Annotated in this window: 18 protein-coding genes; 12 read left to right on the forward strand and 6 right to left on the reverse strand. The window is 74.3% G+C overall.

Features of this window, described 5'->3' with window-relative positions; genetic code table 11:
• Positions 1-229: 229 nt before the first annotated feature.
• The gene (locus GA0070613_RS08530; protein WP_157746301.1) at positions 230-1,333 is read right to left on the reverse strand and encodes a beta propeller repeat protein; all 1,104 of its coding nucleotides are present in this window, start codon (positions 1,331-1,333) and stop codon (positions 230-232) included.
• Positions 1,334-1,596: 263 nt separating this feature from the next.
• Between GA0070613_RS08530 and GA0070613_RS08535 the strand changes: the two genes are divergently transcribed.
• From GA0070613_RS08535 to GA0070613_RS08545, 3 genes are all read left to right on the forward strand, one after another.
• The gene (locus GA0070613_RS08535) at positions 1,597-2,097 is read left to right on the forward strand and encodes a cation:proton antiporter regulatory subunit (RefSeq protein ID WP_089011805.1); all 501 of its coding nucleotides are present in this window, start codon (positions 1,597-1,599) and stop codon (positions 2,095-2,097) included.
• 5 nt (positions 2,098-2,102) lie between these two features.
• Positions 2,103-3,311, forward strand: coding sequence for a cation:proton antiporter (locus tag GA0070613_RS08540; RefSeq protein WP_089011806.1), 1,209 nt, complete (start codon positions 2,103-2,105; stop codon positions 3,309-3,311).
• 179 nt (positions 3,312-3,490) lie between these two features.
• Complete coding sequence (locus GA0070613_RS08545) at positions 3,491-3,922, forward strand: hypothetical protein (protein ID WP_089011807.1); 432 nt, start codon at positions 3,491-3,493, stop codon at positions 3,920-3,922.
• Between the two features lie 66 nt (positions 3,923-3,988).
• On the opposite strand, the gene GA0070613_RS08550 is transcribed toward GA0070613_RS08545, so the two are convergent.
• The 5 genes from GA0070613_RS08550 to dnaK all read right to left on the reverse strand — a co-directional run bounded on the left by GA0070613_RS08550 (position 3,989) and on the right by dnaK (position 8,751).
• Positions 3,989-4,198: a hypothetical protein gene (locus tag GA0070613_RS08550; protein ID WP_089011808.1), complete on the reverse strand. Its 210-nt coding sequence runs from the start codon at positions 4,196-4,198 to the stop codon at positions 3,989-3,991.
• Between the two features lie 145 nt (positions 4,199-4,343).
• Entirely contained in the window at positions 4,344-4,784 is a 441-nt protein-coding gene (locus GA0070613_RS08555; protein WP_089011809.1) for a heat shock protein transcriptional repressor HspR, read from the reverse strand.
• A gap of 30 nt (positions 4,785-4,814) precedes the next feature.
• On the reverse strand, positions 4,815-6,005 hold the full coding sequence (dnaJ, locus tag GA0070613_RS08560) for a molecular chaperone DnaJ (RefSeq protein WP_089011810.1): 1,191 nt from the start codon (positions 6,003-6,005) through the stop codon (positions 4,815-4,817).
• A gap of 79 nt (positions 6,006-6,084) precedes the next feature.
• On the reverse strand, positions 6,085-6,837 hold the full coding sequence (gene grpE / locus GA0070613_RS08565; protein ID WP_089011811.1) for a nucleotide exchange factor GrpE: 753 nt from the start codon (positions 6,835-6,837) through the stop codon (positions 6,085-6,087).
• 48 nt (positions 6,838-6,885) lie between these two features.
• On the reverse strand, positions 6,886-8,751 hold the full coding sequence (gene dnaK, locus GA0070613_RS08570) for a molecular chaperone DnaK (RefSeq protein WP_089011812.1): 1,866 nt from the start codon (positions 8,749-8,751) through the stop codon (positions 6,886-6,888).
• A gap of 220 nt (positions 8,752-8,971) precedes the next feature.
• Between dnaK and GA0070613_RS08575 the strand changes: the two genes are divergently transcribed.
• The 9 genes from GA0070613_RS08575 to GA0070613_RS08610 all read left to right on the forward strand — a co-directional run bounded on the left by GA0070613_RS08575 (position 8,972) and on the right by GA0070613_RS08610 (position 22,443).
• The gene (locus GA0070613_RS08575; RefSeq protein WP_089011813.1) at positions 8,972-10,810 is read left to right on the forward strand and encodes a GTPase family protein; all 1,839 of its coding nucleotides are present in this window, start codon (positions 8,972-8,974) and stop codon (positions 10,808-10,810) included.
• Complete coding sequence (locus GA0070613_RS08580) at positions 10,807-12,492, forward strand: GTPase (RefSeq protein WP_089011814.1); 1,686 nt, start codon at positions 10,807-10,809, stop codon at positions 12,490-12,492. The genes GA0070613_RS08575 and GA0070613_RS08580 overlap by 4 nt, the downstream gene beginning before the upstream one ends.
• A gap of 100 nt (positions 12,493-12,592) precedes the next feature.
• Positions 12,593-13,816: a hypothetical protein gene (locus GA0070613_RS08585; RefSeq protein WP_089011815.1), complete on the forward strand. Its 1,224-nt coding sequence runs from the start codon at positions 12,593-12,595 to the stop codon at positions 13,814-13,816.
• 360 nt (positions 13,817-14,176) lie between these two features.
• A complete protein-coding gene (locus tag GA0070613_RS08590; protein ID WP_197699062.1) occupies positions 14,177-14,632 on the forward strand; it encodes a hypothetical protein in 456 nt (151 codons plus the stop codon).
• A 626-nt stretch (positions 14,633-15,258) separates the two neighbouring features.
• Positions 15,259-16,443, forward strand: coding sequence for a pyruvate dehydrogenase (acetyl-transferring) E1 component subunit alpha (gene pdhA / locus GA0070613_RS08595; protein WP_089011816.1), 1,185 nt, complete (start codon positions 15,259-15,261; stop codon positions 16,441-16,443).
• The gene (locus GA0070613_RS08600) at positions 16,443-17,432 is read left to right on the forward strand and encodes an alpha-ketoacid dehydrogenase subunit beta (protein WP_089011817.1); all 990 of its coding nucleotides are present in this window, start codon (positions 16,443-16,445) and stop codon (positions 17,430-17,432) included. The genes pdhA and GA0070613_RS08600 overlap by 1 nt, the downstream gene beginning before the upstream one ends.
• A gap of 5 nt (positions 17,433-17,437) precedes the next feature.
• Positions 17,438-18,925, forward strand: coding sequence for a dihydrolipoamide acetyltransferase family protein (locus GA0070613_RS08605; RefSeq protein WP_089011818.1), 1,488 nt, complete (start codon positions 17,438-17,440; stop codon positions 18,923-18,925).
• A 222-nt stretch (positions 18,926-19,147) separates the two neighbouring features.
• Positions 19,148-19,285 (forward strand): hypothetical protein, encoded by a 138-nt coding sequence (locus GA0070613_RS32690; RefSeq protein WP_165823299.1) that lies wholly within the window; start codon positions 19,148-19,150, stop codon positions 19,283-19,285.
• A gap of 350 nt (positions 19,286-19,635) precedes the next feature.
• On the forward strand, positions 19,636-22,443 hold the full coding sequence (locus GA0070613_RS08610; RefSeq protein WP_089011819.1) for a hypothetical protein: 2,808 nt from the start codon (positions 19,636-19,638) through the stop codon (positions 22,441-22,443).
• Positions 22,444-22,523 lie beyond the last annotated feature (80 nt).

Consider the following 22,523-nt stretch of genomic DNA (forward strand, 5'->3'; position numbering starts at 1 on the left):
GTGACCGTCCGCTTCCGGCCCGTCCGAGCGGGCGGCGGTCCGGGCGAGGATCTTGGCCCGAGTGAGGTCGGCGGCGGTGTCGAGGGCCACCAGGGCAAGGGCACGTACGTGGCTCAACGCAGCCCGTCCCCCTGATTCAGCTCCAACCGATCCGACCAGCCCAGGTTCGGTCGCCAGGCGGTAGCCGAGGGGGCAGCTCCACAGGGATCGCGCACCGGCAGCCGGCGGGTCAGTCGCCGTCCAGGATCACCTTGATCCAGCGCCGGTTCGCGGTCCACCCAGTGCCGAGGATGACGTCGTCCGGCCCGCGAGCGGCGATCGTGCCGTCGGTGAGCACCGTGAGGTAGTGCTCCGCCGTGAGCGGCCAGTCGAGGTGGTAGTAACGACCACCGGCCACCATGCCCGCGCCGTCGGGGCCGGTCACCGCCAACAACCCGACCCCGATCGGCGCCACCGACCGGGCCTGCGCGGGATGCCCGACCGCGCGCTCCGGCTCCCAGGAGCGGGGGCGGACGAAGCGCCACAGCGCCGGGAAGCCGGTCCGGTCCGGCCGCTCCCCGATCAGCCACCCCGCGCCGTCGGGGGCGAAGGCCACCCTCAGCAGCCCCACCTCGCCGCCGGAGAACGGCACCGTGGTGCTCAGCCAGTGCCGCCCCTGGTCCCGCGACACCGCGGCGTAAGGCCGGCCGGCGGCCGCACCGGCCGCGACGATCAGGTCGCCGTAGTGACCGACCGTGTTCAGCCCGGGCACCGACGGCTGGACGGCCAGTGGGCGCAGGTGCCGACCGTCCCACTCACCGACTCCGCCCAGGCCTTCAATGACCTGGTAGTCGCCCCTCGCCGCCACCAGCGGCAGCGGCTCCGCTCCGGTGGTGTGGGCGAAGGTGGCGCCGCCGTCGATCGAGGTGTACCAGCCGTACGGCTCGGCGAGCAGCACCAGCGCCCCCGGTACCGCGTAGAGCTGCTGGTCCTGCGCGGCCGGACGGGGATGCCGCAGCGCCCGCCAGGAGCGTCCACCATCGACGGTGACGTAGAGCAGTGCGGGGCAGCCGCGACCGGGCGGCTGCCCGGCACAGGCGGCGAAGAGCGCGTAGCCGTGCTGCGCGTCGGCGAACTCGACGAACGGCTGGTCGTACCGTTGAGGGACGGCGACCCGGACGTGGCGTACCTCGTCGAAGCCGACGACCCGGGGCGGCGCCGGTGCGGTCACGACCGGGCGGTGCGACGCGGACGCCCGGTTCGGCGGCGGCCGGCGGACGTCCCCGATCGAACAGGCCGCCAGGGCCGGCAGGAGCAGCAGTGCGGTCACCGAGCGGGTTGTTCGCCGATTCATGGCGCCTCCAGCACACGGTAGCCAGCCTCACCTGGATGCGAGTACGTGTGAACAGACTGTCCTATCGGCGTCCGCACGGGTAGCGATGCGACCCGGTCACCTGTCCGCCGGCGGAGGGCGCCGCTCCAGGACAACCCGCACCCAGTGGTCGCCGCCGTCGACGATCGTCCACGCCGCCGCCGCGAACAGCACGAGCAACGCGACCAGCGAAGCACACCTTCGCGGGCTCATCCGACCCTCCGGCGCAGGGTAGCCTTACCTGGGTGCGAGTACGTGTCGAACAGACTGCCCTACCGGGGATCGGCGTACGTCACGATCTGGTGACGGAATCGGGCCGCCGGCTGGGGGTGGTCTCCCACCGCAACGGCCGCCGGGACCTTGTCCTGTACGACCGGGACGATCCGGACGCCTGTCAGGCCGACATCCCGCTGACCGACGACGAGGCGGAGGCGCTCGCCGACATCCTCGGCGCGTCGCTGATGCTCGGCCAGCTCTCCGGGCTACGCGAGCAGGCCGCCGGGCTGCTCACCGAGCAGATCGCCATCCCGGCCGGCTCGAAGTACGTCAACAAGCGGCTCGGCGACACCCGGGCGCGCACCCGCACCGGCGCCTCCATCGTGGCGGTGCTGCGAGACGGCGAGGTCATCGTCTCGCCGGACCCCACCTTCCGCTTCGCGGCCGGTGACGTGGTGGTCGTGGTCGGCACCCGCCAGGGTCTCGACGGGGTGACCGCCATCCTCGCCGACAGTGACCCGGACGGCTGAGGCGGATGCACGAAACCACGACTCTGCTCGTCGAGGTCGGCGCGCTGCTGCTCCTGCTCGGCCTCCTCGGCCGGCTCAGCCGTCGGGTCGGCGTCTCCCCGATCCCCCTCTATCTGCTCGCCGGTCTCGCCTTCGGTCACGGCGGCCTGCTGCCGCTGAACGCCAGCGAGGAGTTCTTCGCCGTCGGCGCGGAGATCGGCGTGATCCTGCTGCTGGTCATGCTCGGCCTCGAATACAGCGCCAACGAGCTGGTCGGCAACCTCCGCTCGGCGGCCCCGGCCGGCCTGATCGACGCGGTGCTCAACGCCCTGCCCGGCTTCGCGTTCGCGCTGCTGCTCGGCTGGGGCTGGGTGGCCGCGGTGGTGCTGGCCGGCGTCACCTGGGTCTCCTCGTCCGGGGTGATCGCCAAGGTCCTCGGCGACCTCGGCCGGGTCGGTAACCGGGAGACCCCGGTGATCCTCTCCGTCCTGGTGATCGAGGACCTGGCGATGGCGCTCTACCTCCCGTTGGTCACCGCGCTGTTGGCCGGCGTCGGCCTGGTCACGGGCGGGATCGCCCTGGCCGTCGCGGTGCTCACCGTGGTGCTCGTGCTGGCGGTCGCCATCCGGTACGGCCACCTGATCTCCGCGGCGCTCTCCGCCAAGGATCCGGAGGCCCTGCTGCTCGGGGTGCTGGGCCTGACCCTGCTGGTCGCCGGCGTCGCCGCCAAGCTCCAGGTCTCCGCGGCGGTCGGCGCGTTCCTGGTCGGCATCGCACTCTCCGGGCCGGTCGCGCACCACGCCACTGAACTGCTCTCCCCGCTGCGGGACCTCTTCGCCGCGGTCTTCTTCGTCTTCTTCGGGCTGGTCACCGACCCGCTGGACATGCCGCCGGTGCTGCTGCCTGCGCTGGGGCTGGCCGTGGTGACCATGGGGACCAAGCTGCTCACCGGCTACCTGGCCGCCCGGCGGGCCGGGATCGCCGAGCCCGGTCGCTGGCGGGCCGGGTTCGCGCTCACTCCGCGCGGCGAGTTCTCCATCGTCATCGCCGGGCTGGCGGTCGCCGCCGCCCAGCCGGTGGAGCCCCGGCTGGCGGCGCTCGCCACGGCGTACGTGCTGATCACCGTGGTGACCGGGCCGATGCTGGCCCGGCTGCCCGACTTCCCGTGGTTCAAGCGCTGGCTGCGCCGGCGCAGCCAGGTCCGCCGGCCGGAGCCGGTGCCGGCAGCCGACTGACGCCGGTCGATGCATCCCGGGCCGGGTCGGCCGTACGGTGGACCCGGCCCGGCCGTCCGTTGCCGAATCGGTCCCGGACAGGTCTTCCGTCGCCGCGCGAAACCGCGTTACCGTGTCGCCCCAGCAGCCAGGTCCGCGGGTGGCTGGTGCCCCCGCCAGCGGAAGCGGAAGGTTGGCCGGTGAGCGTGCAGGAGTCGACGTTCCACGGCTTTGCCAACCCCGTTGATCCGTCACCGGCGGAGTTGCGGGCCTGGGCGTACCAGCCGGATTCCGTGCCGCTGGCCTCGATGCCCCCGGACTGGGACCTGCTGGTCGCCGGCGACCAGCTCGTGGCGACGCTCTTCGAGCTGGCGATGGACCCCGCCTGCCCGGCCCGGCGGTTCGCCCTGCACTGCCTCTACATCTACGCCGCCGACGGCATCCGGACAAACTTCCGGGCCCACCCGAAGCGCCGCTTCCGGAAGCTGGTCGAGCAGGCCGAGCGCGCCGGCGACGAGCTGATGCGCAACTGGGCGCACAACGGCCGCGTGCTGCTGGCCCGGCCGGAACTCTTCGTCTACCACGACTGGTGCGAGGGCGGCCTGGTCCGGGAGAACCGCCGCATCGGCTGAACCACGTGTCGACGGGCGAACGGGCCGGGACCCCCCGTGGGTCCCGGCCCGCACGTCGGCGGATCGTCAGCTGGTCGATCCCCCCTGCTTCCGGCGTTTCACGTCGGCCCGGCCGCGGTCGATGCCGTGGTCGACCTGGTCGGCGAAGCGCCCTTCCTTGATCTTGTCCGAGAACTTGCCCTTGGCGAGCCGGTCGAACTTCTCCCGTACGTTCTCGGCCGCCTTCTCGAGCTGGTCCTCCGTCTGCTGGGCCACCTTCTTCGCCGATTCCGCCATGGCCCCCCTGCCAGTTCGGAGTCCGGATTGATCTGGTTGGACCTGATTCTCAGGCTAACGAAACGGCCCGACCCGCGCCGGGGATTTCCCCGAACTGCGAGCCGGGCCGGTGTGGACCAGCGGTCGAGCGGCGAGCGGCGAGCGGTCAGCGCTCCGGGTTCCGGCGCGGACGCCAGACCACCAGCGCGGTCGAGGTGCGGTTGGTGGGCACGAGGTCCCGGCCCGGGAAGGTGGCCAGCGCCTCCAGCTCAGCGATCCGCCGGTACGCGGCGTCCAGCTCCGCCTCCAGCCGGGCCACCCGCTGCTGCGCCTGCTCCAGCAGCCGTTCCAGGCCGATGATCCGCTTGACCCCGGCCAGGTTGATCCCGTCGTCCTGACTGAGCCGCTGCACCTCGCGGAGCAGCACCACGTCCCGCACGCTGTAGCGGCGGCCGCCGCCGGCGGCCCGGCCCGGCTGCACCAGGCCCAGCCGGTCGTACTGGCGCAGAGTCTGCGGGTGCATCCCCGCCATCCGCGCCGCGACCGAGATCATCAGCACCTTGGCCTCGTAGGCAGGGTCACCCGAGCCGACGAACTCCTGCGACATCCCCGCTCACCTCCGCAGCACTCGACCGGATCAACTGAATCGACGCACCCGCGCGTCGAGATGTTCCCGCGCGGCGGGCGGGGTCTGGTCGGCGAACGACTCCAGCGCCGCCCGCGCCTCGTCCGACAGCTTCGCCGGCACCACCACGTCGAGAGTGACCAGCAGGTCACCGGCTCGACCGTCCTTGCGCACCACACCCTTGCCCCGGGCCCGCAGCACCCGTCCGCTCGGCGTACCGGGCGGCACCCGCAGGGTCACCGTGCCGTCGAGGGTCGGCACCCGCAGGTCGATGCCGAGCACCGCCTCCGGGAACGTGATCGACGCGGTCAGGGTCAGGTCGTCCCCGGTGCGCCCGAACAGCTCGTCCGGGCGGACCTTCACCTGGACGAAGAGGTCGCCCGCCGGGCCGCCCCGCTCGCCGGGCTCGCCCCGGCCGGCCAGCCGGATGCGCTGGCCGTCGGCCACCCCGGCGGGGAAGCGGACGTTCAGCGTGCGGGTCTTGGTGACCCCGCCGGTGCCGTGGCACTCCGGGCACTTCTCCTCGACGACCGTGCCCACGCCCTGGCAGTTGCGGCACGGCTCGGAGAAGCTGAACGACCCCTGGTTGCGGGTGGTCACCCCGGCGCCGTGGCAGACCGGGCACGCCACCGGCTGGGTGCCCGGCTTCGCCCCGTTGCCGTGGCAGGTGTCGCAGACGCCGGGCGCGCGCAGCGAGAGCGGCAGCGTCACCCCGCGTACCGCGTCCTCGAAGTCCAGCGCGACCTCGGTCTCGACGTCCCGCCCGCGCGCCGGACCCCGGGGGCGGGCCGGACCGCCGGCGCCGGCGCCACCGGAAAAGATCGAGCTGAACAGGTCGGTGAAGCCACCCCCGCCGAAGCGGGTGTCGGCACCGCCGGTCGCGCCGCCGCCGAACAGGTCGGAGACGTTGAACGGCATCCCGCCAGGCTGGCCCCCACCGCGGGCGTTGCGGCGGAACGCGCCCGAGCCGAACAGCGAGCGCATCTCGTCGTACTCGCGGCGCTTCGACTCGTCGCCGAGCACCGCGTACGCCTCGGAGACGGCCTTGAACCGCTCCTCGGCCTTCGGGTCACCGGGGTTGTGGTCCGGGTGCGACTCCCGGGCCAGCTTCCGGTACGACTTCTTGATCTCGTCCGAGGAGGCGGACTTCTCCACGCCCAGCATGGCGTAGTAGTCCTTCTCGATCCAGTCCTTGGAACTCACCGGTCCACCCCCTTCCACGGGACGTATCCCGGTCGTCCCGCCCGCCCCTGACGGGCGGGCGGGACGGCGCGGGTCGGCACTACTCCGGGTCGGCCACCGCGACCAGCGCGGGCCGCAGCAGTCGCTCGCCGAGCTGGTAACCCCGGCGCATGACCTGCACGCAGGTCGGTTCGGTCACGTCGGCGGAGGTCTGGTGTGCCACCGCCTCGTGCCGGGTCGGGTCGAACGGGTCGCCCTGCTCGCCGAACGCGGTCAGGCCGAACTTGCCCAGCGCGGTGGTGAGCTGCTCGGCCACCGCGCCGAACGGGCCCACCAGGTCGCCGTGATCGCGGGCCCGGTCCAGGTCGTCGAGGATCGGCAGCAGCGCGGCCAGCACCGTGCCGATCGCCTGCTCCTGGACCAGGCTGCGGTCCCGGTCCACCCGCTTGCGGTAGTTGGCGTACTCCGCCGACACCCGCTGCAGGTCCCGGGTGCGCTCGTCCAGCTCGGCGCGGAGCGACTCCAGCTCGGCGCCGAGCGGCGATCCGCCGCCCTCCGTCGGCTGGGCCGGGGCGTCCACCACCGGCGGGCCGGCGGGTGCCGGGCCGTCGACCGCGTCCGCCTCGACCTCGATCTCGTCGACGACGACCTCGGCCTCCTCGACCAGCCCTTCGGCCGGGGTGTCGGCCGCGGCGTCGGCGGCGGTGGTGGTCGACTCCCCGGTCTTGCGGATCTTGCGCTTGTCACGGATGACGACCCGCGGCTCCTCGCCGGCGGCCTTGCCGGCGGTCGCGGAGCCACCCGGCGCCGACCCGGTGGAGCCCGGGTCGGCGGCTCGTGGCTTCTCCGTCATGCGGCTACCTCATCCCTCTGCCGTGGGTACGTGTCCGCCAGCGGCAGGTCACTTCTTGCCGTCCTCGTCCACGATCTCGGCGTCGACCACGTCGTCGGCACCGCCGGCCTGCGGGCCACCGGTCGCACCCGCGCCCGGCCCGGCCGCGCCCGGCTGCTCGCCCTGCTCGGCCTGCTCAGCCTGCTGCGAGTAGAGCAGCGAACCGGCCTGCTGGGAGACCTGCGCCAGCCGCTCGTGCGCCGCCTTGATCTTCTCGATGTCCTGGCCGCCGAGCGCGCCGCGCAGCTCACCGAGGGCCTCGTTGAGCTGGTCCCGGTTCTCGCTGGGCAGCTTGTCGCCGCTCTCGGCGAGGAACTTCTCGGTCTGCCACTGGAGCGCCTCGGCCAGGTTGCGGGTCTCCGCGTCCTCGCGCCGCCGCTTGTCGTCCTCGGCGTGCTCCTCGGCGTCCCGGCGCATCCGCTCGATGTCGTCCTTCGGCAGCGAGGAGCCGCCGGTGATCGTCATCTTCTGCTCCTTGCCGGTGCCCAGGTCCTTGGCGTGCACGTTGACGATGCCGTTGGCGTCGATGTCGAACGTGACCTCGATCTGGGGCACACCGCGCGGCGCCGGCGGGAGGCCGGTCAGCTCGAAGGTGCCGAGCTTCTTGTTGTAGGCCGCGATCTCCCGCTCGCCCTGGAAGACCTGGATCAGCACCGACGGCTGGTTGTCGTCCGCGGTGGTGAAGACCTCGGAGCGCTTGGTCGGGATGGTGGTGTTGCGCTCGATCAGCTTGGTGAAGATGCCGCCCTTGGTCTCGATGCCCAGGCTCAGCGGGGTCACGTCGAGCAGCAGGACGTCCTTGACCTCACCCTTGAGCACACCGGCCTGCAGGGCGGCGCCGACGGCGACGACCTCGTCCGGGTTGACGCCCTTGTTGGGCTCCTTGCCGGTGAGCTGCTTGACCAGGTCGGTCACGGCCGGCATCCGGGTCGAGCCGCCGACCAGGATGACGTGGTCGACGTCGGAGACCTTGATCCCGGCGTCCTTCACGGCCTGCTCGAACGGGCCCTTGCAGCGGTCCAGCAGGTCCTGCGTCATCCGCTGGAACTCGGCGCGGCTGAGCGTCACGTCCAGGTGCAGCGGGCCGGCGGAACCGGCGGTGATGTACGGCAGGTTGATGTTGGTGGTGGTGGCGGCGGACAGCTCGATCTTGGCCTTCTCGGCCGCCTCGCGGAGCCGCTGGAGGGCCATCTTGTCCTGGGCCAGGTCGATGCCGTGCTCGCCCCGGAAGGTCTTCACCAGGTGGTCGATGATCCGCTGGTCCCAGTCGTCGCCACCGAGGTGGTTGTCACCGCTGGTCGACTTGACCTCGATGACGCCCTCGGCCAGCTCCAGCAGGGAGACGTCGAAGGTGCCGCCACCCAGGTCGAAGACCAGGACGGTCTGCTCCTTGGAGCCCTTGTCCAGGCCGTACGCCAGGGCGGCCGCGGTCGGCTCGTTGACGATCCGCAGCACGTTGAAGCCGGCGATCTCACCGGCCTCCTTGGTGGCCTGGCGCTGGCCGTCGTTGAAGTAGGCCGGGACGGTGATCACCGCGTCGGTGATCTGCTCGCCCAGGTACGCCTCGGCGTCCCGCTTGAGCTTCATCAGCGTCCGGGCCGAGATCTCCTGCGGGGTGTACTTCTTGCCGTCGATGTCGACGGTCCAGTTGGTGCCGATCTCCCGCTTGACCGAACGGATGGTCCGGTCCGGGTTGGTGACCGCCTGCCGCTTGGCGACCTCACCGACGAGCACCTCGCCGTTGCGGGCGAACGCGACGATAGAGGGGGTCGTCCGCGAGCCCTCAGCGTTGGCGATGACGGTGGGCTCACCGCCCTCGAGAACGCTGACGCAGGAGTTCGTCGTGCCGAGGTCGATGCCGACCGCACGTGCCATGTTCGCTTCCTCGCTTCGTAACGTCGAGCAGGTGACGGGCATCGCCCGCTGGGTTCCGGTGGGCCTCGCCGACAGCGATCCCACCACAAGTTGAGTGAACTTGACTCAATAGTGCCACGCCCCCGGGAAACCGCAAGTCGAGGTTGAGCCGACCCGACGCAACCCGACCGTTATTACCGTCCGGTTGTCTTCCCTTGCATCGGTCGGGCACGCTTTAGCGGTGACGACGCATGGCGATCCCGCCACCCATTCCGGCGCGCCCGCCGTCGCAGCCCGCTCCGGACCGCCGGACGCCGGGGAGGCTCCGCCCGGCACCACCGGGGACGGCCTGTCCGCCGCGCTCGCCGGCCTGCGGGCCGCGATCGGCGCGGCCCGGTTCCCGCTGGCCCTGCCCTCGGCCGAGCCGGCCCGGCACGCCGCCGCCGGCCTCACCGACCAGCTCGACGACTACCTGCTGCCCCGGCTGGCCCGGCTCGACGCGCCGCTCCTGGTGGTGGTCGGCGGCTCCACCGGGGCCGGCAAGTCGACCCTGGTGAACAGCCTGGTCCAGGCGCGGGTGAGCCCCGCCGGCGTGCTCCGCCCCACCACCCGCTCCCCGGTGCTGGTCTGCAACCCGACCGACTCCGCCTGGTTCCGGCGGGGGGAGCTGCTGCCCGGCCTCACCCGCACCAACGAGCCGAGCGAGAACCCCGGCACCCTGCACCTGGTCACCGCGCCCGCCCTCCCCGCCGGGCTCGCCTTCCTCGACGCGCCCGACATCGACTCGGTGGTCGACGCCAACCGGGCCCTCGCCGGCCAGCTCCTGGCCGCGGCCGACCTCTGGCTCTTCGTCACCACCGCCGCCCGGTACGCCGACGCCGTCCCGTGGGAGCTGCTGCGCAGCGCCCGGGCCCGGGGCACGGTGATCGCCATGGTGCTGGACCGGGTGCCCCCGGAGGCGGCCGACGAGATCGCCGCCCACCTGTCGGAGATGCTCGCCGCCCAGGGCCTCGACGCCGCGCCGCTCTTCGTGCTGCCGGAGACCTGGGTCGACGGCCAGGGGCTGCTCCCCGACAAGGTCACCGCCCCGCTGAGCGCCTGGTTCTCCCGGCTCGCCGCCGACGCCGACGCCCGGTCCGCCGTGGTCCGGCAGACCCTCGACGGGGCGCTCGCCGCCCTGCACCCCGCCGTGGACGGGCTGGCCGACGCCGCCGACGAGCAGCTGGCCACCGCAGGCGCGCTCGACGAGCGGGTCCGGGCGGCGTACCGGGGGGCGCAGCGGACCGTCGAGCAGGGGCTCAAGGACGGCCGGCTGCTCCGGGGCGAGGTGCTGGCCCGCTGGCAGGAGTTCGTCGGCACCGGCGAGTTCTTCCGCACCCTGGAGGCGCGGATCGGCCGGCTCCGGGACCGGGTGGTCGCGGCGGTGACCGGGCGTCCGGCGCCCGCCGCCGAACTGCGCAACGCGATCGAGTCGCAGCTGGTGACCCTGTTGCGCGGGGTCGCCTCGGAGGCGGCGGAGAACGCGTACACCGGGTGGAAGGCGCATCCCGCCGGGGCGGCGCTGCTCGATCCGCCGCTCGCCCACGCCTCCGACGACCTGGCCGAACGCGCCGAGCGGCTGGTCCGCGACTGGCAGCGCGGGGTGCTGGACCTGGTCCGCGAGGAGGGCGGCGACCGCCGCTTCGTGGCCCGGACGGCCGCGTACGCGGTGAACGCCACCGGGCTGGCCGTGATGATCGGGGTCTTCGCCTCGACCGCCTTCATCCCGACCGGTCTGGAGGTGGCCACCGGCGCCGGCACCACGGTCGCCGCGCAGGCCGTGCTCCAGGCGATCTTCGGCGACCAGGCGGTGCGCAACCTGGCCAACAAGGCACGGGTGGACCTGCTGGACCGGATCGGCGCACTGCTGGAGGAGGAGGCGGCCCGCTACCTCGACCGGACGGCGGCGGCCCGCCCGGCCGCCGAGACCGGCGCCACCCTGCGCCGGGCGGCCGCCGAGGTGGAGATGGCCCGGCACCGCAGCGGCCTGTCCCGCACCGACGGGCCGGCGCTGCCGCCGACCGGGACGGGCGCCCGATGACGAACTTCGTCGGTCGGGTACGCGAGGCTTTCCGCGGCGACCAGCGGGTCGACCCGGACGAGCTGATCGCCCGCCTGGACGCCGTGCAACGCTTCCTCCGCGCGGTGGACGGCCAGGTGCCGGACGCACAGCTCATCCCCGCGCACACCGTCGTCGAGCGGGCCGGCACCCGGCTCACCCTCTCCGGCGACCACACCGTGGTCGCCCTGGCCGGGGCCACCGGCAGCGGCAAGTCCAGCCTGTTCAACGCCCTCGCCCGGCTGGAGCTCTCGCCGGTCGGCGTACGGCGGCCGACCACCGGCGTGGCGCACGCCTGCGTCTGGGGGCCGCTGGGCGGCGCCAGCCGGCTGCTCGACTGGCTCGGCGTGCTGCCCCGGCACCGGTTCGTCCGGGAGAGCGCCCTCGACGGCGACGACGAGTACGCCCTGCACGGCCTGGTCCTGCTGGACCTGCCCGACTTCGACTCGGTGCAGCGGACCCACCGGCTGGAGGTGGACCGCCTGCTCGGCCTGGTCGACCTCGTGGTCTGGGTGGTCGACCCGCAGAAGTACGCGGACCGGGTTATCCACGCCAGCTACCTGCGCGAGTTCCACCGGCACAGGGACGTGACCGTGGTCGTGCTCAACCAGGCGGACCGGCTGCCCCCGGCCGAGCTGCCCCGGGTGCTGGACGACCTGCGCCGGCTGCTCGACGCCGACGGCCTGGGCGGGGTCCCGCTGCTGCCCACCGTCGCGGTCGACCCGGCCGGGATGGACGGGCTGCGGGCAGCGCTGGAGCGTACGGTCGCGGAGCGACAGGCGGCGCTGCGTCGGCTGGCCGGAGACGTGGACATCGTGGTGGACGAGCTTGAGTCGCTGGTCGGTGTCGAGCCGCCGCGTACCGGACCGGACGACAGGTCGGCGCGGGAGCTCACCGGGGCCCTGGCCGGGGCGGCCGGGGTGCCGGCGGTGGCGGAGGCGGTCGAGGGCGCGTACCGGCACCGGGCCGGCGGGACGACCGGCTGGCCGCTGGTCAAGGGCTGGCGCAGACTGCGGCCGGACCCGCTGCGCCGGCTGCACCTGCCAGGACCGGGCGGGGACCCGGACGCGCCCGCGGAGAGCCTGGTCGCCGCGACATCCGTACCGGATCCGACCGCCGCGCAGCGCTCGGCGCTCAACCTGACGATCCGCGCGGTGGCCGACCGGTCCGGTGCCGACCTGCCGGCACCCTGGCCGACCGCGGTGACCGCCGCGGCCCGGTCCCGGCTCGGCGACCTGCCGGACGCGCTGGACCGCGCGGTGGCCGGCACCGACCTGGGGATGGATCGACGGCCGGCCTGGTGGCGGGTCGTCGGCGGCCTCCAGTGGCTGGTCACGCTCGCCGCGCTGGTCGGGCTGGGCTGGCTCGCGCTCGGCTACGCCCTGCGGGCGCTCGGCCTGCCGGCACTCGACTACCCGAGAGTGGGCGAGTCCCCGCTGCCGACGGTGCTGCTCCTCGGCGGCCTGCTCGCCGGGCTGCTGGTGGCGGCGCTGACCAGACCGGTGGTCCGGTGGGCGGCGCGGCGGGCCCGCCACCGGGCGGAGCAGCGGCTCACCAGCTCGGTGGGGACGGTCGGCGAGGAGTACGTGCTGGTCCCGGTGCGCGCCGTGCTGACCCGGTACGCGCAGGCCCGCGAGGCACTCCGGGACGCCGCCCGCCGCTGAGTCCGACGACGACCCGGCCCACCGCGCCGGCCAGCCCGTCACGGCGAGGCCCGGCGCGCTGGCGGGTGTCCCGGCCGGCCCGGCGGCGTAGGGTCGGTGCATGGCCACGCCACAGACCCCCTACGAGGCGGTGCTGCACGCCGCCCGCGACGTGACGAGGCTCGACTGCGCCCTCGACGCGGAGATGCTCGGCGCCGCGCTGCTCGGCAGCGTGTACGCCGTCGCGGAGACCGACCGGGAGACCGCCGTCCGGGAGTTCGTGACCGGCTTCCTCGCCGCCACCTCCCGCCGCCGCAGCGCCGCCGCCACCACCATCCGCGCCGTCTTCGCCGCCCTGGTGCCGGGCGCCGACGGCGCCGGCCGGGTCCGCCCGGGCGCGCAGGCGCCGGCCTGGGCCGGCCAGCTCGGGCGGGTCCACCTCACCGGCGTCTGGTCCTACGGCGACGTGTACGGCGACCAGACCTCGTACCTCGCCACCTTCGCCTACGACGAGGTCGACGGCGGCCCGGAGCACGCCCTGGTGGCCCTGGTCGACCACAACATCGGCATCACCAAGGACGTCTTCGTCGGGGGCCCGGCCGAGCGGATCCTGGAACAGGTCCGGCAGATGTGCACCGAGGACGAGTTGACCTGGTTCCGCACCGAGGAGCCGGCCCGGATGCGCGGGGTGGTGACCCGTCACCTGGCGGTCACCGACGACCTGGGCGAGCTGCCGGCGGCCGGCTCGCTCGCCACCGACCGGGCGCTGGTCGGCGCGCGGCTGGCCGTGCTGCCCGCACCGGCCCGGGTGAGCGGCGACCCGATCGCTGCGCCGCTCACCGACCAGGAGCGGACCCGGCTGATCCGGGGCTTCCTCGGCTCCCCGGAGGCCGCCCGGTTCGGCCTGGACACGGTGGCGGATGCCGAGCTGGCCTCGCTGCATTTCTGCCTGGGCCTGCTGCTCGACCACGCGCAGAGCTTCCCGGACGCCGATCCGATGCGGTGGAGCCCGACGGTGGCCGAGCTGTTCCTGCTCGACTGGGTGCACCGGCGGGCGGTGCTGGACATGGACGACGCCGCCATGCTGCCCCGGGTGCTGCGCGGCTGGGCGGCGTACGCGGCCCGGCAGCGGGGGCTCGCGGAGGCGGCGGCCCGCCGGACGGACGACGCGATCGAGGAGATGGTCCCCGAGTTCGCCCGGCTCTACAGCACCGGGGAGCGGCGCAGCCCCGCCACCGCCGCCGTCGCCCAGTTGATGGCCGACGGCGTCGACCCGGACGATCCGGCCGCCCTGGACGCCTGGATCGAGGCCAACCGCCACCGCCTCACCGACGACCCCGCCTGAGCGCCCCCGGCGTTCGGCGCCGCGGGACGTCACCGCCCGTCGGCCGCCACCACACCGGTCGGCGCGGCCCCGGCACCGGCCGGTACCGGCGAGCACCGCGGCGACGGGACCGGGACGGGCGCGGCGACGGCCCACGGTCGGACGGCCGGCGGCGCCGGGCGGGACGGGGCGTAAACGGGCCGAGCAGACGGAGGACCAGCGGAGCCCGACGGGCCGGACGACGATGCGGACGGTGACACGGGCAGTTCGGACGGTGACGCGGGCGGCTCGGACGGTGACGCGGGCGGCTCGGACGGCGAGGCGCTGCCGCCGGGAACCGGGCTGGGGCTTCCGGTCTGCCCGGGGGGCGGTGGGGTGAGGATGACCGTCGGCAGCGGCACCGGGTCCGGACTCGACGAGCCGGTCGGCGTCGGACTGGGTGAGGGACTCGGTGACCCGCTCGGGGACGGCGACTGTCCGCCGCCGGCGAAGGGGGTGGGGCGGGCCGCTCCGGTGGGGGGCGCCGGTGTGGCCGGTGGTCGGGGCCGCCGCTCCCACACCGGGTCGGATGCCACTGCCGGGGCCGGGGCGGCGGCCACGACGGCGGCCTCTGACGCGCCGGGGCGGATGACCACCGGGGCGGGACGGGTGGGCGGCACCGCGGACTGGCTGGTCGCGGGCAGCGGGATCACCACCGGGCCGACCGAGGGCGTCGGGATGAACGGCGTGCTGTTGTCCGGAAGGGCGGTGCTGCCGACGGTGGCCGACCCGGCGCTCATGGCGGCGAGGATCGGCATGGACGCGGTGCCGGCGAGCAGGGCGACCGTGAAGAGGTAGCCCCGGCTCGGGCCGCCAAGTCCGGTTTCCCGGTGCGCCCCGACCACCCGTCGGTAGGCGGCGCCGGGGGCCCCGCGGTGGCGGCCGAGGAGCGGGGTTCCGGGACCCTCGGCTGGCTCGGACACCGGCACACCCCTCGTCGTCGACATCGGCGGGCTCGTCGGTGGCGCGGATGTTCACAGCCGAACGGACAAACACCGCTTAACGCTCACCACACACCAGTCAGCCTGGACCAGTAACGCTCAGTTCACCAGACCTCACCGCGTGTCGACACACAATTTGTCCGTCGGGCTGTGGGCCCAGGCGACAAAAAGGCCAATCCGTCGCGTATCAGACGGAACCCGGCAGGGGTGGAGGGCCATATTGTGGGCGCGCTCACCTCCTCTGCAATCATTCAGGCACGACGGCAATGCAGCCGCTACCTCCGCGCACCCGCGGCTGGTGCGGTCCGGCGCCGGCGCTCCCGAACCGGGTTCGCCCAAGAATCCGGCTCAACGCCGCGCGGCAACCCTCACCGGGGCTAGGCGCGGCCGCCAGGAACCAGCCCGGCACCGGCCGGGCCGGCGCACGATTTGCGCGGCACGGGTCACCCCCGACGCCGGCGCAGACACGACAGGGAGAGACGGATGGCAAAGGGCGACCCCGGGGTCACCACCCGCGGCCGGCGGGCCGCACCCCGTACCAAGCGAGCCGCATCGGCGGCCACCGGCGAACCGGAACTCGTCCAGCTGCTGACGCCGGAGGGCGAGCGGATCGAGAGCGCGATCGGCCCGGACGGGACCGAGTACCGCGTCGACTTCACCGACGAGGAGTACCGCGGGCTCTACCGCGACCTCGTGCTGGTCCGCAAGCTCGACGCCGAGGCGACCGCGCTGCAGCGCCAGGGCGAGCTGGGCCTCTGGGCCAGCCTGCTGGGCCAGGAGGCCGCGCAGGTCGGCTCCGGCCGGGCGCTGCGCACCCAGGACATGGCCTTCCCGACCTACCGGGAGCACGGCGTCCTCTACTGCCGGGGCATCGACCCGATCATGCCGCTCGGCCTGTTCCGCGGCGTCGACCAGGGCGGCTGGGACCCCAACGAGTTCAAGTTCAACATGTACACGATCGTGATCGGGGCGCAGACCCTGCACGCGACCGGGTACGCCATGGGTGTCGCCATGGACGGCAAGACCGGCACCGACGACGGCGAGGCGGTGATCGCCTACTTCGGCGACGGCGCCACCAGCCAGGGCGACGTCAACGAGGCGTTCGTCTGGGCCAGCGTCTTCAACGCCCCGCTGGTGTTCTTCTGCCAGAACAACCAGTACGCCATCTCGGAGCCGCTGGAGCGGCAGACCCGCGTCCCGCTGTACCAGCGGGCGGGCGGCTTCGGCTTCCCCGGCGTCCGGGTGGACGGCAACGACGTGCTCGCCTCGTACGCGGTGACCCGGCACGCGCTGGACAACGCCCGGCTCGGCCAGGGCCCCAGCCTGATCGAGGCGTACACCTACCGGATGGGGGCGCACACCACCTCCGACGACCCGACCCGCTACCGGATCGCCAGCGAGGTCGAGGCCTGGCAGGCCAAGGACCCGATCGCCCGGATGAAGGCGTTCCTGGAGCGGCAGCAGATCGCCGACACGGACTTCTTCACCTCCGTCGACGAGCAGGCCCGCGCCGAGTCGGTGCACCTGCGCGAGCGGGTGCTCGCCATGCCGAACCCGGAGCCGGTGACGATGTTCGATCACGTCTACCCCAACGGGTCCCCCGAGCTCGACGAGCAGCGGGCGCAGTTCAGCAAGTACATGGAGTCGTTCGAGGGGAGCGCCCACTGATGGCCACGGAGACGCTCACCCTCGGCAAGGCCCTCAACACCGGCCTGCGCAGGGCCCTGGAGAACGACCCGAAGGTCGTCATCATGGGCGAGGACGTCGGCAAGCTCGGCGGCGTCTTCCGGATCACCGACGGGCTCCAGAAGGACTTCGGCGACCAGCGGGTGATCGACACCCCGCTGGCCGAGTCCGGCATCATCGGCACCGCGGTCGGCCTGGCCATCCGCGGCTTCCGCCCGGTCTGCGAGATCCAGTTCGACGGCTTCGTCTACCCGGCGTACGACCAGATCGTGTCGCAGGTGGCGAAGATGCACTACCGCTCGCAGGGCAAGGTCCGGATCCCGATGGTCATCCGGATCCCCTACGGCGGTGGCATCGGCGCGGTCGAGCACCACTCGGAGTCGCCCGAGGCGTACTTCGCGCACACCGCCGGCCTCAAGGTCGTGACCTGCGCCAACCCGCAGGACGCGTACTCGATGATCCAGCAGGCGATCGCCTCGGACGACCCGATCGTCTTCCTGGAGCCGAAGCGGCGCTACTGGGAGAAGGGTCCGGTCGAGCTGGACGCCCCGCTGTCGGAGGCGTACCCGCTGCACTCGTCCCGGGTCGCCCGCGCCGGCGCCGACGCCACGGTGCTGGCGTACGGCCCGATGGTGCGGACCTGCCTGGACGCGGCGACCGCCGCCGCCGAGGACGGCCGGGAGCTGGAGGTCATCGACCTGCGTACGCTCTCCCCGCTGGACCTGACCGCCGCGTACGAGTCGGTGCGGCGCACCGGCCGCTGCGTCGTCGTCCACGAGGCCCCGGGCAACCTGGGCCTGGGCTCGGAGATCGCGGCCCGGATCACCGAGGAGTGCTTCTACTCCCTGGAGTCCCCGGTGCTGCGCGTCACCGGCTTCGACACCCCCTACCCGGCCAGCCGGGTGGAGGAGGAGTACCTGCCCGACCTCGACCGGGTGCTCGACGCCGTCGACCGCACCTTCGGCTGGTGAGCGGCATGTCACGGATCAAGGAGTTCAACCTCCCCGACCTGGGCGAGGGCCTGACCGAGGGCGAGATCCTCGCCTGGTTGGTCAAGGTGGGCGACACGATCGAGCTGAACCAGCCGATCGTCGAGGTGGAGACGGCCAAGGCTGCGGTCGAGATCCCGGCGAAGTGGGCCGGCCAGGTGCGGGCGATCTTCCACCCGGAGGGCACCACGGTCGAGGTCGGCACGCCGATCATCTCGATCGACACCGACCCGGGCGCCGGCCCGATCGAGGAGTCGACCACCGGCACGCCGGCCGCCGACCTGCCCACTCCGTCGGCGGCCTCCCTCGCCGCTGTCGAGGTGGCCCCGGCCGAGGGCGCGGTCGAGCCCGGCCTGATCGGGGGTCCCGCCCCGGGTGGGCGGACCGCCGTGCTGGTCGGCTACGGCCCGCGCACCACCGCGGCGAAGCGCCGGCCGCGCAAGGGCGGCGCCCCCGCCCAGGCGTCGGCCGCGCCGGCCCCCCCGGTCCAGGCCGCGCCGGCTCCGCCGGTCCAGGCCGCGCCGGCTCCGCCGCCGGTCGCACCGGTGGCGTCGGCGGTCAACGGCAACGGCCGCACCGGCGGGCTGGTCCTGGCCAAACCGCCGGTCCGCAAGCTCGCCAAGGATCTCGGCGTCGACCTGGCCACGCTGATCGGCTCGGGCCCGTTGGGCTCGATCACCCGGGAGGACGTACAGCGGGCGGCGAGCGGGACCCCGACGGCGGCCGAGCCGCTGACGGTCGCGGCGCCGGCCACGGCGGCCGCGAGCTTCGGCGCGGACCGCGAGCAGCGCATCCCGGTCAAGGGGGTACGCAAGCTCACCGCCGAGAACATGTCCCGCTCGGCGTTCACCGCCCCGCACGTGACGGAGTTCCTGACCGTCGACGTGACCCGGGCGATGAAGGCCCTGGACCGGCTCCGGGAGCGGCGGGAGTGGCGCGACGTCCGGGCCTCGCCGCTGCTGCTGGTGGCCAAGGCGGTGCTGCTGGCGGTCAGGCGCCACCCGATGGTCAACTCGACCTGGGCCGGCGACGAGATCGTGGTCAAGGACTACGTCAACCTGGGCATCGCGGCGGCCACCGAGCGCGGCCTGATCGTGCCGAACATCAAGGACGCCGGCCGGCTCTCCCTGCGCGAGCTGGCGGACGCGATGACCGACCTGGTGCAGACGGCCAAGGCCGGGAAGACCTCCCCGGCGGACATGTCGGGCGGCACGCTGACGATCACCAACGTCGGCGTCTTCGGCGTCGACACCGGTACGCCGATCCTGCCCCCGGGCGAGTCGGCGATCCTGGCCTTCGGCGCAGTCCGGGAGATGCCGTGGGTGCACAAGGGCAAGGTGAAGCCGCGCCTGGTCACCACGCTCGGCCTCTCCTTCGACCACCGGATCATCGACGGTGAGCTGGGCTCGAAGTTCCTCCGCGACATCGGGGACTTCCTGGCCGATCCGGAGGCGGCGCTGCTCGCCTGGACCTGACGGTCCATGACACCAGGCCACGGCCGGTGTGCCACGGGTGGACGCCCGGCACACCGGCCGTTGCCGTTGGGGGAAGAATTCGTAGCTCCGACTACCCGTTGACCTACGATCCTTAGGTCCGTGGTTCAGCTCACCTAATAATCGATGGAATTTGGCGGCGTCATGCGCTTCAATAGAGACATCAAGGGGCTGACAACCGAATAGCCAGGAGGAGAGACCCAGATGAGCATGATCGAGCGAATCCGCAACCGCCGCGACGCCAACCGCCGTGCCCGCGCCATCGAGCACGCGCTGCGTTCCGCCAACTCGCCCGCGGTCCGCGAGGAGCTTCTCGCCATCGCCCAGCGTCACATGAGCTGACGCTCCACGACTTTCCTCACCTCCTCCAGTTCGAGGACCCGCCCGGCAGCGCCGGGCGGGTCCTCGGCGTTCGGGGGTGACTGACACCGGGATTCCACCTCGCCGCAGCGCCCGGTACGGTGGGGCTCGGTCGCCACCCATCCGCCCCTGGAGCAGATCGCGCCGATAGAAGCCGATCGACACCGAACGGCAACGGTGAGTGACGGCCGGTGCTCCCCGGACAGCTCCGGGCGGCCACCGGATACGGTGCGGGGAGCCCGCACGGCCGGTATCCGCCGGCGACGCCGGCAACCATGCCGACGGTCCCCGATCGGCATCGGCGGCCGACATGTGATGGAGGAGGCGCACCCATGACGTCCGAGGCCCCGCACCGCCCCGGCCAGGAGCCGGGCGAGGTGTCGCCGGGCGCCGGCGGACCGGCGCCGTACGGCGACCACCCGGCGCAGCAGGACAACGGGTACCCCAACGCCCCCGACCTCGGCTGGGCGCCGCCCCCGCCGGCCGGTCGGCCGAGCCAGCCCGCCCCCGCCTGGGCCGCGCAGGAGGACCAGTCGCCCGCCCCCGCCTGGGCGCCGCCGGGCGGCCAGCCACCGAGCTCCGCCTGGGGTGCCGCCCAGGTGCCGCAGCAGACCGAAGCGGGTGCCTGGGGCGGCTCGCCCCAGGCGGCCTGGGCCGCACCGGAGCAGGCCGGCCCCGCCTGGGCCGCCGCTTCCGCGCCCGACGCCAACCCGTCCAACCCCCCGGCGGAGCAGTCCCCGCCCGCGTGGGCGACGCCGCCCGAGCAGGCCGGCCCCAGCTGGGCCGCCGCGCCCCGCGACGAGCAGCCGGCCTGGGCGCAGGCCGCCGAGCAGGGCGCCCGGGGCGCGGCGCAGGTGACCACCCCCGCCGGGCAGCCGCGCGACGACGCGCCCCGCTCCGGCGGCTGGGCCGGCGCGCCGGCGCAGCAGCAGGACGACTCCGCCCGTTCCGGAGGCTGGAACGCGGCTCCCGCCAGTCAGGACGACCGCTCCGACGGCTGGGCCGTCGGGGCGGGCGCGCAGCAGCAGGACGACCCGGCCGGCTCGGGCGGCTGGGCCACCCCGCCGCAGGACGACCAGCCGGCCTGGGGCCAGCAGGGCGAGCAGTCCGCGCCCGCCTGGGCCTCCGCCGCGCCCACCGCCCGCGCCGCCGCACAGGTTCCCGCCCCGGCCGGACAGCCGAACGAGGCGTGGTCCACGCCGAACGACCCGAACCAGTCCGGCGGCTGGACGGCCGGCAACCCGGACCAGCAGGACGACGGCGCGCGCTCCGGCGGCTGGGAGGCCGGTCCCGCCGGGCCGCGCGACGACGACCCGGACCGCTCCGGGGGCTGGGCCGCCGGACGGGCGGCCGCTCACGGCGAGCCTCCGCAGCAGCCCGGCTGGGGCGTGCCGGACGACCAGCGTCCGGCCACCGGCTGGAGCGGCGCCGCCGCCGTACCGCAGCAGCAGGACCGGCCCGCGTCGGAGGAGTCGGCGCAGGCCGGCTCCTGGGGCGCGGCCGCCCCGGCGCAGGACGACCGACCGGAGGCGGGCACCTGGACGCCGCCCGAGCCCTCGCCGGCCCGGGCCACCGCCTCGGTGCCGTCCCCGGACGGCCCGCCCGCCTGGGGCGCCGACCAGGACGACGCACCGCAGTGGACCCGCGGGGATCGCCCGTCCGTGCCGGACGCCGAGCCGTGGCCGGCCAGCGAGGCGTGGGGCCGCTCCACCGAGGCGGAACCCGCCGCGCTCCAGTCGAACGGCTGGGAGCCGGGCCGGGGCGAGGAGCCGCCGGTCTACCAGCCGGCAGCGGGCCCGGGCATCTCCCCGGCCAACGCCGTACCGCTGCCGCAGCAGGAGCAGCGGGTGCCGGGCGCCAGCCTGGCCGCGTCGCCGCCGGCCGACTACCTGCAGCCGGCGCAGTTCACCCCGGCCGCGGAGGCGCACGCCGAGCCCACCGGCCGGGACCCGCAGGCGTACGAGTCGGGGCAGTCGGACGCCCGGCCCGGCTGGGGCCCGGCCGAGGCGTCGCACCAGGAGCCGCAGTCACCGGCCGGACCGGTGGTGCCCGCGCCGCGTACCTCGCCGGAGGCCGGTGCCGTCTCCGCCAGCGCGTCCGTGCCGCTGTCCAGCCGGGTGACGCCCCCGATCGACGAGGCAGTGCGACCCGCCGGCTCGCCGGCGCCGCAGCCCCGGGTGTACGGCCGCCCGACCCGGCCGGAGCCGGACGAGGCCGCCGCGCAGGACGACCCGAACGGCTACCCGGACCAGGGCCAGCGCTACGCCGACCAGGGGCCGCAGTCCCGCTACGACGACCAGGGCCAGCAGCCCGGCTTCGACGACCACGGCCGCGCGGCGGGGCCGCGCGCCTTCGCCGAGACGGCCTCGGCTCCGCCGTCGTCGCCCGCGGCTCCGCCGTCGTTCCCGCCCGGGGTGCCGTCCTTCGTCGACCCGGCCGCCAACAACCGCCCGGCCAACGGCGTGCACCCGCACAGCGGCGAACGTCCCGGCGACCCGTTCGGCGGTCCCCGCCAAGGCGACCCGTACGGCGGTCCGGGCGGTCACCAGGACCCCTTCGGGGGCCAGCCCGGCCCGGGCGGCCACGGTGACCCGTTCGCGGGTCAGGGTGGACCGGTCGGTGGCCGCGCCTCCGTCGCGGTGCCGGGCCAGGGACCGGGGGCGATGCACGAGCAGGGGCCCGGCGGGTTCCCGCCGGCCTTCCCGCCGCCGCCCCAGCAGGCGCCGCCAGCCTGGCAGCAGGGCCTCGGCGGCGAGCCGGAGCAGGGCCGCTTCGGCGCGTTCAAGCCCGACGCCGAGCCGAAGACCGAGGCGCCGACGCCGAAGGTGCGCAACGGGCGGGTGCTGGCCCTCGTGCTGATCGCGGCGGTGCTGATCCTGGCCGTTCCGCTCGGCCTGCTCACGCTGCTCGGCAAGGCCGGCGGCGACGACAAGCCGGCCGGCTTCGACCCGGCGGTGGGCTCCTGCGTGAAGCAGTCCGGCGGGGGCGCGGTGGCTGCCGACTGCGGTGAGCAGAACGCCTTCAGCGTCGTCTCGAAGGTCGACGCGCCGGACAAGTGCGGCGACCCGACGCAGCCGCACGTGGTGCTGCCGGGCGAGGGGGCCAACCGGGTGCTCTGCCTGAAGCCGGCCGCCGGGTAACCAGCCCCACGACGGCGGGGCCACGGTGATCCGTGGCCCCGCCGTCGTATCCCGGGTGTGATCGAGCCCGCTCGGGGTGC

This window comes from Micromonospora inositola, assembly GCF_900090285.1.
Taxonomy (GTDB): domain Bacteria; phylum Actinomycetota; class Actinomycetes; order Mycobacteriales; family Micromonosporaceae; genus Micromonospora; species Micromonospora inositola.

What these genes read in the sequence shown, in the direction of transcription:
- grpE (WP_089011811.1), bottom strand. Translation starts at nt 6,837, where the DNA reads ATGACGGAGAAGCCACGAGCCGCCGACCCGGGCTCCACCGGGTCGGCG.
- GA0070613_RS08600 (WP_089011817.1), top strand. Translation starts at nt 16,443, where the DNA reads ATGGCCACGGAGACGCTCACCCTCGGCAAGGCCCTCAACACCGGCCTG.
- GA0070613_RS32690 (WP_165823299.1), top strand. Translation starts at nt 19,148, where the DNA reads ATGAGCATGATCGAGCGAATCCGCAACCGCCGCGACGCCAACCGCCGT.
- GA0070613_RS08550 (WP_089011808.1), bottom strand. Translation starts at nt 4,198, where the DNA reads ATGGCGGAATCGGCGAAGAAGGTGGCCCAGCAGACGGAGGACCAGCTC.
- GA0070613_RS08540 (WP_089011806.1), top strand. Translation starts at nt 2,103, where the DNA reads ATGCACGAAACCACGACTCTGCTCGTCGAGGTCGGCGCGCTGCTGCTC.
- GA0070613_RS08605 (WP_089011818.1), top strand. Translation starts at nt 17,438, where the DNA reads ATGTCACGGATCAAGGAGTTCAACCTCCCCGACCTGGGCGAGGGCCTG.
- GA0070613_RS08580 (WP_089011814.1), top strand. Translation starts at nt 10,807, where the DNA reads ATGACGAACTTCGTCGGTCGGGTACGCGAGGCTTTCCGCGGCGACCAG.
- GA0070613_RS08610 (WP_089011819.1), top strand. Translation starts at nt 19,636, where the DNA reads ATGACGTCCGAGGCCCCGCACCGCCCCGGCCAGGAGCCGGGCGAGGTG.
- GA0070613_RS08585 (WP_089011815.1), top strand. Translation starts at nt 12,593, where the DNA reads ATGGCCACGCCACAGACCCCCTACGAGGCGGTGCTGCACGCCGCCCGC.
- GA0070613_RS08555 (WP_089011809.1), bottom strand. Translation starts at nt 4,784, where the DNA reads ATGTCGCAGGAGTTCGTCGGCTCGGGTGACCCTGCCTACGAGGCCAAG.
- pdhA (WP_089011816.1), top strand. Translation starts at nt 15,259, where the DNA reads ATGGCAAAGGGCGACCCCGGGGTCACCACCCGCGGCCGGCGGGCCGCA.
- GA0070613_RS08590 (WP_197699062.1), top strand. Translation starts at nt 14,177, where the DNA reads ATGACCGTCGGCAGCGGCACCGGGTCCGGACTCGACGAGCCGGTCGGC.
- dnaK (WP_089011812.1), bottom strand. Translation starts at nt 8,751, where the DNA reads ATGGCACGTGCGGTCGGCATCGACCTCGGCACGACGAACTCCTGCGTC.
- GA0070613_RS08530 (WP_157746301.1), bottom strand. Translation starts at nt 1,333, where the DNA reads ATGAATCGGCGAACAACCCGCTCGGTGACCGCACTGCTGCTCCTGCCG.